Origin of the sequence: Pseudomonas kilonensis (assembly GCF_001269885.1) — a bacterium.
In the GTDB taxonomy this organism is placed as follows: Bacteria; Pseudomonadota; Gammaproteobacteria; order Pseudomonadales; family Pseudomonadaceae; genus Aquipseudomonas; species Aquipseudomonas kilonensis.
The window spans coordinates 59,044-72,809 of sequence record NZ_LHVH01000013.1 but is presented as its reverse complement, the minus strand read 5'-3'; the positions used below and the strand labels follow the sequence as shown (position 1 = coordinate 72,809).

Annotated in this window: 9 protein-coding genes; 5 read left to right on the top strand and 4 right to left on the bottom strand. The window is 61.5% G+C overall.

Annotated features, from left to right (window positions below; genetic code table 11):
* Nucleotides 1-4: 4 nt before the first annotated feature.
* Both AD662_RS04615 and AD662_RS04610 read right to left on the bottom strand, forming a co-directional pair.
* On the bottom strand, nucleotides 5-1,627 hold the full coding sequence (locus tag AD662_RS04615) for an ABC transporter substrate-binding protein (protein ID WP_024616253.1): 1,623 nt from the start codon (nucleotides 1,625-1,627) through the stop codon (nucleotides 5-7).
* 71 nt (nucleotides 1,628-1,698) lie between these two features.
* The gene (locus tag AD662_RS04610; RefSeq protein ID WP_053185745.1) at nucleotides 1,699-2,853 is read right to left on the bottom strand and encodes a mandelate racemase family protein; all 1,155 of its coding nucleotides are present in this window, start codon (nucleotides 2,851-2,853) and stop codon (nucleotides 1,699-1,701) included.
* Between the two features lie 970 nt (nucleotides 2,854-3,823).
* Here AD662_RS04610 and AD662_RS04605 point away from each other — a divergent pair.
* The 5 genes from AD662_RS04605 (at nucleotide 3,824) to AD662_RS04585 (ending at nucleotide 10,072) form a co-directional block, all read left to right on the top strand.
* Nucleotides 3,824-4,819, top strand: a complete 996-nt coding sequence (locus AD662_RS04605; RefSeq protein ID WP_053185742.1) for a TRAP transporter substrate-binding protein — start codon at nucleotides 3,824-3,826, stop codon at nucleotides 4,817-4,819.
* Between the two features lie 66 nt (nucleotides 4,820-4,885).
* On the top strand, nucleotides 4,886-5,518 hold the full coding sequence (locus AD662_RS04600; protein ID WP_053185739.1) for a TRAP transporter small permease: 633 nt from the start codon (nucleotides 4,886-4,888) through the stop codon (nucleotides 5,516-5,518).
* Nucleotides 5,515-6,798: a C4-dicarboxylate TRAP transporter large permease protein DctM gene (gene dctM / locus AD662_RS04595; RefSeq protein ID WP_018614057.1), complete on the top strand. Its 1,284-nt coding sequence runs from the start codon at nucleotides 5,515-5,517 to the stop codon at nucleotides 6,796-6,798. The genes AD662_RS04600 and dctM overlap by 4 nt, the downstream gene beginning before the upstream one ends.
* A gap of 108 nt (nucleotides 6,799-6,906) precedes the next feature.
* Nucleotides 6,907-7,902: a TRAP transporter substrate-binding protein gene (locus AD662_RS04590; RefSeq protein ID WP_053185736.1), complete on the top strand. Its 996-nt coding sequence runs from the start codon at nucleotides 6,907-6,909 to the stop codon at nucleotides 7,900-7,902.
* A gap of 265 nt (nucleotides 7,903-8,167) precedes the next feature.
* Nucleotides 8,168-10,072, top strand: coding sequence for an alkaline phosphatase D family protein (locus AD662_RS04585; RefSeq protein ID WP_053185733.1), 1,905 nt, complete (start codon nucleotides 8,168-8,170; stop codon nucleotides 10,070-10,072).
* A 119-nt stretch (nucleotides 10,073-10,191) separates the two neighbouring features.
* On the opposite strand, the gene AD662_RS04580 is transcribed toward AD662_RS04585, so the two are convergent.
* Nucleotides 10,192-10,692, bottom strand: coding sequence for a methylated-DNA--[protein]-cysteine S-methyltransferase (locus AD662_RS04580; protein WP_018614050.1), 501 nt, complete (start codon nucleotides 10,690-10,692; stop codon nucleotides 10,192-10,194).
* 184 nt (nucleotides 10,693-10,876) lie between these two features.
* Nucleotides 10,877-13,612, bottom strand: a complete 2,736-nt coding sequence (locus AD662_RS04575) for a winged helix-turn-helix domain-containing protein (protein WP_053185730.1) — start codon at nucleotides 13,610-13,612, stop codon at nucleotides 10,877-10,879.
* Nucleotides 13,613-13,766 lie beyond the last annotated feature (154 nt).

The window sequence follows — 13,766 nt, the reverse complement described above, 5'->3', positions numbered from 1 at the left end:
GATTTCAGCGCTGCTTGTAGACGTCCCGAAGACGCGTGGTGGCGGCGGTGTGGCCGATGTAGTTGCGCACATCCGCATGAATCACCACTTCGTCCACCATCTGTGAGACCGGCATGATCGCCCCGGCCTGTTGGTCGTAGAGGGTCTGGATCTGCGCATAGATTTCGCGCTGGCGCGCGGGGTCACGCTCGCGCTCGGCTTGCTCGATCAGTTGATTGAGCTGCGGGTTGAAGAACGAGGTACGCCAGCCCTGGAAGTTGCTCAGCTTGGCTTCGGTGCGGTTGTCCGGGTTGTACACCAGGGCACGCAGGCTCGAATGCGGATGACGCTCCGCCCCGCCGCCGCCACGACCGACGAGGATGTCGAACTGGCGGTCGCGCATCGCCCCATAGATCTGGTTGCCGGTGCCGGTGATGATCGTCGCCTGGATCCCCGCCTGGGCCAGTGTCGCTTGCAGGCTGGTGGCGATGTTGATGAACGGCGGATCGGTCAGCGAACGGATGGTCACCTTGAAGCCTTCGGCATGTCCGGCCGCCGCCAACAGACGCTTGGCCTCGGCCACGTCCAGGCGATAACCCGGATCGTCCAGGCGTGCCGGCAGCCCCAGCTGCAAGGGCCGCTGATTGATCACACCGTAGTGCGGCATGACCACGTCATTGATGCCTTGGTAGTCGATCAGCAGGCGGATGGCCTGGCGCACGCGGATGTCCTGGAACAACGGTTGCTGCATGCTCATCGCCACGTAGTACAGCGTGCCGCGGGCGATGCTCTGGATGCGCACCTCATCGACCTTGCCCAGCGCCTTGATGTCGGTGGCGGCCATGCCGCGGGCGACGTCCAGGTCACCGCGCTCGACCATCAGGCGCAGCGCCTGGGACTCGGTCATGTTGCGCATGATCACCCGGCGTAACTTCGCGGGGCCGCGCCAATAGTCGTCATGACGACTCATCAGGATCACATCGTTGGCGCGCCAGATGTCGAGCTTGAACGCGCCGGATCCGGCCGTGTGCGTCGCCAGCCACGCCGCGCCCTGGTCGTCGCCGACCTGATGTTGCAAGGCGACGCTGCGATCGATGATGAAGGCGCTGGGTGAAGTCGCCAGGGTGTTGAGCACCAGCATCGGGTCGGTGACGCGCGGCAACTCCATGACAAAGGTGTGCGGCCCTTCGGCGCGCATCAGTTTGACGACGTTGTCGGCGGTGAAACCGTAGGCTTTCCAGGTGGACGCCAGGGCGCGGTTGAGGGTGACCACGCGCTGCAACGACCAGGCGACGTCTTGGGCGGTCAGTGGCGCACCGGAGTGAAAACGTACGTCGTCGCGCAATTGGAAGGTCAGGCGCATGCGGTCGGGGCTGACGTCCCAGGTTTTCGCCAAGGCCGGAATCAGCGTGTCCGGTTGCGCCGCATCCTGTTCCAGGAGCATGTCATAGACATTGGCGTTGACTTCGGCGACCTCCAGGCCGGTGGCCGCCGCAGGGTCCAGGGACAGCAGATTGATCATGCTCATGCCCACCACCAATTGGTCGGGGGGCGTTTCGCCTTGGGCCAGGCTGACGGGCACCTGCACTGCGCACAGGGCCACGGTGACACACAGCAGCCTGGTCAGGCGCTTGGGCCAGAGATTCATGGTTCAGTCCTTTCTTATATTTATAAAGACTTGTCGCCCGGGCAGCCATCGGCCTCAGGCGTGGAACAGGATCAATGTCGGGACAGGGTGTTGGCCTCGATATACGCGAAATTGATGTCCTCGCCCAACCCCGGCCGGTCGGACAGGTGCACAAAACCGTCGGCATCCATCGGGTCGACGATGCTGTTGAGGTGCGCCGGGACTTCTTCGTAGTCGAGGAACGGGTGCAGCAGCCCGCGCTCATACCAGCGGCAATTGCTGATAGCACCGACCACCGCCAGGTTCGCCGCACCATTGCCGTGGACTTCACAGTCCATGCCGAACGATTCGGCCAAGTGCGCCACCTTCAGGCACGGCCCGATGCCACCGACCCCGGCCACGCCGGCACGCAGGATGTCACAGGATTTCTGGGTCACCCAACTGGCGCGGCTATGAAACTTGCCGGCGATGCTTTCCGGGCCCAGCACTGGAATGTCCAGGTTGGCCGCCAGCCAGGCATAGGACTCTGCCGAGTCTTCCATCATCGGCTCTTCGAACCAGGCGAAGTTCAGTTCCTGTAGGGCCTTGCCGATGGTCAGCGCGTCCATGCGGCTGTACCAGTGATAGCCGTCGAGCATTAACGCGATGCTGGGACCGACCGCCTCACGCACCGCGGCGCAGGCCTGGATGTCCATTTGTGGGTTCGGCGCGAAGGAAATCGGTGGCATCCAGGTGTGCAGCTTGATGGCCTTGTAGCCGCGCTGGACCAGCTTTTCGGCGAACTGGCCGTACTCGTCCGGCGTCGACAGGCCACCCGGCAGGTCATCGCCGCACATCGTCGAGCCGTACGCAGGGACCTTGTCGCGATAACCGCCAATCAACTTGTGCACCGGCAACTTGAGCGCACGCCCGGCCAAGTCCCACAACGCTTGTTCCACCAGCGCCAGCGCCCGATCAGTGAACTGCCCGGCACTGCCGCGTTGCCAGTGCGCCAGGTCCTGCCAGATGCTCTCGCGATCCATTGGGTCGCGACCGATCAGCACTTTGCGCACGAAGGATTCGATGATGTGCGGACGAATCAACTCGGGCGGGCCGAAGGCATAGCCCTCGGAGCCATCGTCGCAACCGATTCGCAGCAAAGCCATCTTGATCATGACCTCATCGCCTGGATGGGCATGGCCGGCGCTGTCCTGGGCACGGCGCGAAGGGGTGGAAAAAACTTCGACGTGAACGCCTGTGATTCTCATGGGGAGGAACACCAATGTTGTTATTGTTTATTTGTATGTCGTCATACAACGTTACGGATTATTCTGACGTTGCTGGCGGACTGTCAACCCCTACATCGCAATAAAACTTGCGTACTCACGAGATTTTTCGCAGAGACGTGATCATTTCCACGGGCGAAATATTAATAAGTCGTCATACCACGAGGCATGAGGTGATACCACTTGCCGCAGACGAGGTAGTGCCTTGAAGGCTGAGGACGTGGGCCAGGAGATGGGCAATTGCGGGAGCGGGCTTGCTCGCGAAGGCGGTCTGTCTGAGGCGGTGATGTTGGTTGTGCCGCCGTCATCGCGAGCAAGCCCGCTCCCACAGGGGATCTCTGGCGGACGCCGAATTTGTGAACAGCCGCAATCAAAAACTGTGGGAGCGAGCTTGCTCGCGAAGGCGGTTTATCTGAGGCGGTGATGCTGGATGGGCCACAGTCATCGCGAGCAAGCTCGCTCCCACAGGGGGGGGCGGTGGTGGACGCAGGGTCCGTGGGCACCCGGGATCAAAACTGTGGGAGCGAGCCTGCTCGCGAATGCGGTCTGTCTGAGACGGTGATGTTGGATGTGACGCCGTCATCGCGAGCAGGCTCGCTCCCACAGGGGGTCGGTGGTGGACGCAGAATCCACAGCCATGCCCACCCTCGCCCCATGGATTCACCGAGCTTTGGCGTGAGACTGAAAGCCAGTAGCCATCACCGACCCTTTACAGTTTCCCGCCCCAGCACGGTTATTGACTGAAACCTTTCGAAATGAGCCGTTTGGGATGTTTCAGCCCGATACAAGGAGGGCTCTAGCGCAATCTGTCGAGATGTACAGCCAAAGGACGGTTTTCCTGTTAACCGCACTCGACAAGTTGTTTTTCTGCCTAGACTCATCATTGTTCGGCCGTGCGCTGTGTTTTGAATGAGCCCGCACGAAAATACTAAAAACAAGAGGAAAGCCCGTAATGTTCAAACCTATCTGGAAAGCGCTCGCTTGCACATTGGCCCTGAGTGCGATGAGCACGGCCATGGCGGCAGATCCGGTGGTGATCAAGTTCTCCCATGTGGTCGCCGAACAAACACCAAAAGGCCAAGGCGCGCTGCTGTTCAAGAAACTGGTGGAAGAACGGTTGCCAGGCAAAGTGAAGGTCGAGGTCTACCCCAACTCTTCACTGTTCGGCGACGGCAAGGAGATGGAAGCCTTGCTGTTGGGCGATGTACAGATGATCGCGCCATCGCTGGCCAAGTTCGAGCAATACACCAAGACGGTGCAGTTGTTTGACTTGCCGTTCCTGTTTGATGACATCTCCGCCGTGGACCGTTTCCAGTTGAGCCCTGAAGGCCAGAAACTGCTCAAGTCCATGGAAAGCAAGAACATCACCGGCCTGGCTTATTGGCACAACGGCATGAAGCAGCTGTCGGCGAACAAACCGCTGCGTGAACCCAAGGATGCTCGTGGCCTGAAGTTCCGCGTACAGGCATCGGCGGTACTGGAAGAGCAATTCAAGGCAGTGAACGCCAACCCGCGCAAGATGAGCTTCGCCGAGGTTTACCAAGGTTTGCAGACCGGCGTGGTCAACGGTGCGGAAAACCCGTACTCGAACATCTACAGCCAGAAGTTGCATGAAGTGCAGAAGTACATCACCGAATCCAACCACGGTGTACTCGACTACATGCTGATCACCAACACCACCTTCTGGAACGGCCTGCCGCCGGATATCCGCAGCGAACTGGAAAAGATCGTCGCGCAAGTCACCACCCATGTAAACCAGGAAGCGGCGCAACTGAACCAGCACGACAAGCAACGCATCCTCGACGCCAAGACCACCGAGATCATGACCCTCACGCCTGAAGAGCGTAACGCGTGGCGCGACAAGATGAAGCCCGTCTGGAGTAAGTTCGAAGGTGATATCGGCACTGACCTGATCAAAGCCGCCGAAGCCTCCAACAAGGCCCAGTGATGGGTTGGCCGGTGCTGTTGTTCTGGTAGCACCGGCCAGTCGTTCCCCCTACAGGAGATGTCGTCCATGAACGCCCTTCGGCGCATTTGGGAACACTTCGAGGAAGGTTTCATCGCCTTCCTTCTGGCCGCCATGACGCTGGTTACATTCGTCTACGTGGTGCTCAACAACCTCTACAGCGTGTTCTACAGCCTTGGCGACCATTGGCCCGCCGCCAGCGAGTCGATGTTCGCCATCGGCGACTCTGTCATGGGCATGGCCCAGGCGATGACCTGGAGTAGCTCGCTGACCAAGGCCCTGTTTGGCTGGCTGATCTTTTTTGGGCTGTCGTACGGCGTTCGCACCGCCGGGCACATCGGCGTCGATGCGCTGGTGAAGCTGGCGAGCAAACCGGTCCAGCGCTTGATCGGTGTCATCGCCTGCCTGTGCTGCCTCGCCTATGCCGGGCTGCTGGCGGTGGCGAGTTTCGAATGGATCAACACCTTGATGATTGCCCAGATCGGCGCCGAGGACCTCGGCCATTTCGGCATCATGCAGTGGCATATCGGGTTGATCGTACCGGTGGGGTTCGCGCTGGTGTTCATTCGTTTCGCGGAAATTCTCGTGCGCATCCTGATGAATCGCCAGACCGGCCTGGGCCTGGCCGATGAAGCGGCCGAAGCCATCAAATTGACTGAACACGAGGAAGACAAGCCATGACCATTGCCTTCCTGTTCATTGCACTGTTCGTGCTGATGTTCATCGGCGTGCCCATTGCCATTTCGCTGGGGTTGGCCGGCTCGCTGACCATCATTTTCTTCAGCCCCGACTCGGTGCGTTCCCTGGCGATCAAGCTGTTCGAGACTTCCGAGCACTACACGTTGCTGGCGATTCCGTTCTTCCTGCTGGCCGGTGCGTTCATGACCACCGGCGGCGTGGCGCGACGGTTGATCGATTTTGCCAACGCCTGCGTCGGGCACATCCGCGGCGGCCTGGCGATTGCGGCGGTGCTGGCCTGCATGTTGTTTGCGGCGTTGTCGGGCTCAAGTCCTGCGACGGTGGCGGCGGTCGGTTCCATTGCCATCGCCGGGATGGTGCGCTCGGGTTATCCACAGGCGTTTGGCGCAGGCATTGTGTGTAATGCCGGCACCCTGGGTATCCTGATTCCGCCCTCGATCGTGATGGTGGTGTACGCCGCAGCGACCGAAACCTCGGTGGGCAAGTTGTTCATGGCCGGTGTGATTCCCGGTTTGCTGTTGGGTTTTTTCCTGATGGTGGCGATCTACATCGTCGCGGTGAAGAAAAACCTGCCAGCGATGCCACGGGCGACGCTGAAGGAATGGTTGAGCACGGCACGCCAGGCCATCTGGGGCCTGCTGCTGATGATCATCATTCTCGGCGGGATTTATTCGGGGATGTTCACCCCTACCGAAGCAGCGGCGGTGGCGGCGGTGTATTCGGCGTTCATTGCGTTGTTCGTCTACAAGGACCTGACGTTCCGTGAAACGCCCAAGGTGCTGCTGGAGTCGGCCAAGCTGAGCATCATGCTGATGTTCATCATCGCCAACGCCATGCTCTTCGCCCACGTGCTGACCACCGAGCAACTGCCGCAGCAAATCACCGCATGGGTGATCGATGCCGGGTTGACGCCGGTGACCTTCCTGCTGGTGGTGAACATCGTGCTGCTGATCGCTGGCGCGTTCATGGAGCCTTCGGCGATCATCCTGATCCTGGCGCCGATCCTGTTCCCCATCGCCATGAAGCTGGGCATCGACCCGATCCACCTGGGCATCATCATGGTGGTGAACCTGGAGATCGGCCTGATCACGCCACCGGTGGGGTTGAACCTGTTCGTCACCTCGGCGGTGACCGGCATGTCCCTGCCCGCCACCATCCGCGCGGCCATGCCGTGGTTGATGATCCTGTTGGCGTTCCTGGTGCTGATCACCTATGTGCCGTGGATCTCGCTGGTGCTGCCTAACTGGTTGGGGATGAGTTAAACCCGGCAAACACACACCGTGACGGGCGCAGGACCACTTGCCCGCCACAGAGGGATGGGGCCGCCCTGTCGGCCCTGTGCCTTTGGACACTGAAAGGGACGCCTTGCAATGCTAAAAACTGTATGGAAAGCGCTCGCCTGCACCCTGGCTTTCGGGGCGTGGGGCATGGTCATGGCGGCTGAGCCGATCGTCATCAAATTCTCCCACGTCGTAGGCGAACAAACGCCCAAGGGCCAGGGCGCGTTGATGTTCAAGAAGCTGGCGGAAGAGCGGCTGCCGGGCAAGGTGAAGGTGGAGGTGTACCCCAACTCCACGCTGTATGGCGATGACAAGGAGCTGGAAGCCTTGCTCCTCGGGGAAGTGCAGATCATTGCGCGGTCGCTGGCCAAGTTCGATCAGTACACCAAGTCGGTGCAGTTGTTCGACTTGCCCTTCCTGTTCAACGACATCGCCGCCGTGGACCGTTTTCAGCGCAGCCCCGAGGGCCAGAAGCTGCTCAAGTCCATGGAAAGCAAGAACATCATGGGCCTGGCCTATTGGCACAACGGCATGAAGCATCTGTCGGCCAACAAGCCCCTGCGCCAGCCTGAAGATGCCCGTGGCCTGACGTTCCGGATACAGAACTCCGCAGTGCTGGAGGAACAGTTCAAGGCGGTGGGTGCCAAAGCCAAACCGATGATTTTCTCGGTGGTGTACCAGGGGCTGCGCACTGGCTTGGTCCACGGCACGGAAAACACCTATTCGAACTTCTACAACCAGAAGCTCAATGAGGTGCAGAAATACGTCACCGAGTCCAACCACGGCATACTCGACTACATGTTGATCACCACATCGGACTTCTGGAACGGCCTGCCGCCGGATATCCGCAGTGAACTGGACAAGATCGTGGTCGAATCCACCGCCCATGCCAACCAGGAAGCGGAGCGATTCAACCAGCAGGACAAACAGCTTGTGCTGGACGCCAAGACCACCGAGATCGTTACCCTCACACCGGAGGAACGTAATGCCTGGCGCGAAAAAATGAAGCCGGTCTGGGCGAAGTTCGAACAGGAGATCGGGCCGGATCTGATCAAGGCGGCTGAGGCTTCCAACAAGGCCCAATAATGTAACCAGGCCCAACAAGGTCCCACTGGGCCTGTAGGAGCTGCCGAAGGCTGCGATCTTTTGATCTTTTGATCTTTCGCTTGAGACTCAAGTGTTTGGGGAAAGATCGCAGCCTCGTTGCACTCGACAGCTCCTACACAGCTCCTACACAGCGTCCGCAGGCCCAGCGGGCGCAAGCTTCCTTGCCAGTCAATCTACCGTCCCCAGCAACCCGGCACATTGCGTTATGATCCCGCCTCTCCCTGAACAGAGCTTTTATCCCCGAATGCTGCCGTCCACTCCCGATGTCACCACCCTGCCCCCCGTCCTGGTCGGCCCGCTGTTGCGGCGGCTGGAGCCCACGCGACTGGTGATGTGGCTGGTGGGTACGCGAGCATTGGCGTTGACGCTGCGCGTGGCCGGCGTGGGCGATCTGGCGCTGGATGCGTCGCACTGCACCGTGGTGCCGGTGGGGCAGCGGGCGTTTGTGCATCTGATCGATGTGCGGCTCGACACCCCCTTGCCCCAGGACGTGGCGATCGACTACGACCTGCTGGTGGACGGCGCACCCATTGCCGATTGGGCGCCGCACCTGTTGTATGACGGCGTACCGTGCCCGAATTTCATGTTGCACTCGCGCATCGAGCAACTGGTCCACGGCTCCTGCCGAAAACCCCATTACCCAGCCAACGACGGCCTGCTTTGTGTCGACCGACTGCTGGCGCAAAACTCGACGCAACGCCCGGCATTACTGATGATGAGCGGCGATCAGGTCTATGCCGATGACGTCGCCGGCCCCATGTTGCGGGCGATTCATGCGCTGATCGAACGCTTGGGGCTGTTCGAGGAATGCCTGGACGGTGCCGTGGTGGCGGACAGCGCCAAGCTCTATCAACACCCGGCCAGTTATTACCATCGTGCCGATTTGTTACCGGCACTTGAGAGCAACGAAACCCTGCGCGAGCGTTTTTTCGGCGGGGCCCGCAAGCCGATTTTCACCAGCAGCAGCGCCGACAATCACTTGGTGACCTTCGCCGAGGTCATGGCGATGTACCTGCTGGTGTGGTCACCGGTGCCCTGGACGCTGATCGCGGTGCAGCCGCCCGAACTGACCGTCGAACGGCGCCAACGCTACGACCTGGAACAGCAGCGCATCGATGCGTTCAAGACCGGGCTGAGCGGCGTGGCGCGGGTGTTTGCGCATTTGTCGTGCCTGATGATTTTCGATGACCACGACATTACCGATGACTGGAATTTGTCCGCGCAGTGGGAGGAAACGGCCTACGGTCATCCGTTCTCCAAGCGCATCATCGGCAACGCGTTGATCGCCTACATGCTCTGCCAGGGCTGGGGCAACAACCCGGATGCCTTTGCTGACGTGCTCGCGCAAACCTTGGCCCTGAGCGACACCGCCCGAGACCGCTACCTCGACAGTGAGCCACAGGACAAACTGATCGACACCCTGCTGGCTTTCCAGCGCTGGCACTATGTGCTGCCGAGCACCCCGGCCCTGGTGGTACTCGACACCCGCACCCGGCGCTGGCGCAGCGAGACGACCCTCAAGCAGCCTTCCGGCCTGCTGGATTGGGAAGCCCTGAGCGAATTGCAGCAAGAGTTGCTGGATCACCCGTCGGCGATCATCGTCTCACCGGCGCCGATCTTCGGTGTGAAGCTGATCGAGACTGTGCAGCGGCTGTTCAGTTGGTGCGGTTATCCGCTGCTGGTGGATGCGGAAAACTGGATGGCCCATCGCGGCGCTGCCCAGGTAATCCTGAACATTTTCCGCCACTCGCGTACGCCGGGAAATTACGTGGTGCTGTCAGGGGATGTGCATTATTCCTTCGTTTACGAAGTATTGATCCCACACCGCAAGGGCGGCCCGCGCATCTGGCAGATCACCAGCAGCGGCATCAAGAATGAGTTTCCCCCCGCGCTGCTGGAATGGTTCGACCGCCTGAACCGCTGGCTCTACTCGCCGCGCTCGCCCCTGAACTGGTTCACCAAGCGCCGCAGCATGCGCATCGTCCCCCACACCCCGGAACACGCCGAGGCCGGTGAGCGGTTGTGGAACAGCGCGGGCATTGGCCAGGTGTTCTTCAATGAACAGGGCCAGCCTGCGCAGATATTCCAGCACAACGCCAACGGCCAACCGCCGACGCGGATGCTGCCTCCCAAACCACCCTCCGCCTGAAAACAGTGTGGGAGCGGGCTTGCTCGCGAAAGCGGTGTATCAGTCGCCAAATAAGTTGCCTGACACTCCGCTTTCGCGAGCAAGCCCGCTCCCACAAAGGATAGAGGCGTGAAATAGGCTCAGAACGCCAATTGCAGGCTCTGCTGACCTTCAAGGCTGAGCAGCAACTGTTTCGCCGCCAGGCCGCCAGCGAAGCCGGTGAGGCTGCCGGAGCTGCCGATGACGCGGTGGCACGGGGCGATGATCGAGATGGGGTTGCGGCCATTGGCGGCGCCGACCGCCCGGACCGCTGTCGGTTGGCCGATCTGGACGGCGATGTCGCGGTAGCTGCGGGTTTCTCCAAAGGGGATGGTCAACAGGGCGTGCCAGACCCGTATCTGGAAATCAGTGCCCGCGAAATCCAGCTCCAACTCGAAACGACGGCGCTGGCCGGCGAAGTATTCCAGCAACTGACGCTCGGTTTCCTTGAGGAGCGGATGCTGGGTGTCCTCCTCCAAAGGCCCCAGGCGCACCCGATTGAGCCGCTCGTTTTCCCAAAGGATGGCCGCCAGCCGTGTCTTCCGGGCAACGAGGATCAGTTGGCCGACGGGGGATTGGATGGTTTTGTACAGAGGCAACATCGAGGGATTCCTTTACTGGCTCAGACTGCTTTTTGTGGCGAGGGGATTTATCCCCGCTGGGCTGCGCAGCAGCCCCCAATAATCAGCCTGACACACCTTAGTGTCAGGTTTCAGGGGCGCTTCGCACCCCAGCGGGGATAAATCCCCTCGCCACAAAAAGCGCCTCGACACAAGTGAGCCCCGCTCAGCCCAACAACCCCAGCGCCTTCGCCCGCGCCACCGCTTGGGTGCGGCGCTCGACGCCGAGTTTGCTGTTGATGTGGCTGGCGTGGGTCTTGACGGTGTGCAGCGAGATAAACAATTGCTCGCTGATCTCCTGGTTCGAGCAGCCTTGGGCAATCAACTGCAACACCGCCCGTTCGCGACTGCTGAGGGTTTCGACGGGCGCCGTTGGGTCGGCAGGCTGGGCTACCGTCGAGGGCAGGCGTTCGAGCAGATGTTCACGCAAGGTGCTGGGTGGTGCGTGCAGAAGCTGTTCGCGCAACCATTCACGGTGCTCACCAAACAACCATTCGAAAGGCTGCAAAACCCCGCCGCTGGCGGCTTCGAAAGCCTGGGCCAGGGTGCGACGGGCTTCGGGCTCGCGCCCGACACTCAGCAGCAAGGCGACTTTCTGGTTGAGCGCCATCACGCTGAGCATCTGCCGGCCGCTTTGCTGACCGTGTTCCAGCAAGGCATTGAGCCGACCTTCGGCGAGCATCGGTTGACCCCGGATGGATTCCAGCACCGCCTGTTGCAGTTCGACATGCAGTGGCAGTTGCGGGTGAAACTCGGGCGGCGCGGCGGCCCGTTCGCCGGTGTAGGTCTGGCCCAAGCGGGCCAGCCAGGCTTCGGCCAGGTCGGTGCGGCCCTGGGCCAGCCAGAGTTCGCATTTAACCAGGGTGATCATCGCCAGGTAGTAGATCGGCGGAACGTCCCAGATGTGCATCAGGCGTTCGGCTTCCGCCAGTTCGGCGAACGCCCGGGCGAATTCGCCGCGATAGCCTTCGATACGCGCGATCACGCAATGGCCGATCAGCACGCTGATGTCGCGGCAGGCGCGGGCCTCGGTGAGGCCCGCCTGCAACCGCGCGACGCCGGCCTGGGGCTGCATGCGCAAGGTCAGCAAAAAACCTTCGTACATGATCAACCGCGCCCGCACCGCATAAAGCCGCTGGGGCGACAGTTTGTGCAAACGTTGCAGGCCCTGGTGCACTTCATCCAGCGCCCGCAGGATCTCACCCCGCGCCTGCAGGACCCGGGCACGATCGTAATGGGCCAGGGCCTCGAACAGTGGATTGCCGACCCGCTGCGCCAGCTCCAGGGAGTCACGGTTCAGGTTCCGGGCGCGCCACAGGTCGCCGTCGGCAATCGCCAGGTTAGACAACGTGGACAGGCACATCAGGCGCTGGCCGTAGCGCTTTTGCGGCAGGCTCTCCAAGGCTTCGCTGCAATACCGCACGGTGGCCTCGCGATCCCCGCGGCCACGGGCGACGATCCCGCTCAGGGCCAGCCATTGGGCGAGCATGGATTTTTGCGCGGTGGCCGACGGGGCCGGCAGGAAACGACTCAAGTGCGCCGCCAGCTCTTCGGCAGCGTCCAGCTGGCAGGCCAGCCCCAACGCCCAGCTGTAGAGCACGATCAGCCGCGGGGTACTGATGAGCAGACTGTCGGGCAAGTCCATTTTCCAGCGCAGCAACATGCCGACGTTCTGCTCGGCCAGCAGTTGCTCCTCCGAGAGGTTCTGCACCAGATTCGCCGCCACGTCCAGGTGCCCCGCCCGCAGGGCCTGTTCCACGGCTTCGTCGATCAGCCCCTGGGCGTTGAACCAGCGACAGGCCCGCAGGTGCAGGGTCGCGGCCGGGACCATGGCCGGCGCGCTGGGGCGACTGCGCAACAGGTCGGAAAACAGGTGGTGGTAGCGGTACCAATGGCCGTGCTCGTCCAGCGGCACCAGGAACACCTGGTGGGCCGCCAGGTAACCCAGGATCTCGGCGCTGTCATGGGCTTCGCGCACGGCGTCGCACAGTTCGCTGCAAAAGCGTTCCTGGGGGGCCGTGTCGTAGAGGAACGCCTGCACCTCGGCGGGCAGGCAGTCGATGACTTCTTCGAGCAGGTAATCGCGAATCAGCCCTTCGCCGCCGTGCAGGGCCTGGGGCAGCAGGCCTTCGGTACCGGCTTCGGAGGCGGCCAGCAACCAGAAACGCAACCCGGCCACCCAACCTTCGCTGCGCAGGATGAGGTTTTCCAGCGCCTCACCGCGCAACGAACTGCTGTGATGCTGGAGCAGGGTCAAGGCTTCGTCATGGGTCAGGCGCAGGTCCTGCTCATTGAGTTCGAGCAATTGCCGCGACAGGCGCAAGCGCGCCAGATGCCAGTCCGGGCGCTGGCGGCTGGTGACGAGTACCAGCAACCCATCGGGCAGGTGATTGAGGAAAAATTGCAGGCAGCGATCCAGCACCGGGCTTTGGGCCAGGTGGTAATCGTCAAGGACCAGCAGCAAGGGTGCGCGAGGCGATAAGTGCGTGGACAATTCGTCCAGCAGGCCGTCGAGCCATTCTTCGAAGGCAAAGGGTTGATGGCGCTGGCGCATTTTCAGCAGCCCCAGTGCCCTGCCGCCCAATTGCGGGAAAAACGCCTGGAGCCCTTCGAGCAGCCGTTCCAGGAAGCGCCCCGGATCGTTGTCCCGGGCGCTGAGCCCCAGCCACAGGCTTTGCCAATGGGCCGGCAGGCTCTGGCAGAACTCCACCGCCAGGGAGCTTTTACCGAACCCCGCCGGAGCACTGACCAACAGCAACCTGCCCCCAAGCCCGGCGCTCAAACGCTCGCACAACCGCGGCCGCACAACATGGCCGTCGGGCAAGGGCGGGCGGTAGAAACGCCCGTCCTGTACCGCGATGGCAGCGCGGGCAGAATCCGGAAGTGAAGACAAATCAGTCATGGCCGGCTCTTGTTGGAATGCGGGTGGCGGCGTTGCAGATGTCCGCAGACTAGCGGTAAACGAGGAGGTATTGAAGGGAGTGCTACAAATGGCTACAAAAAGACTACACGCCGATGGCCCTTGAAGGCGCCGCTTTTGTGGCGAGGGGATTTAT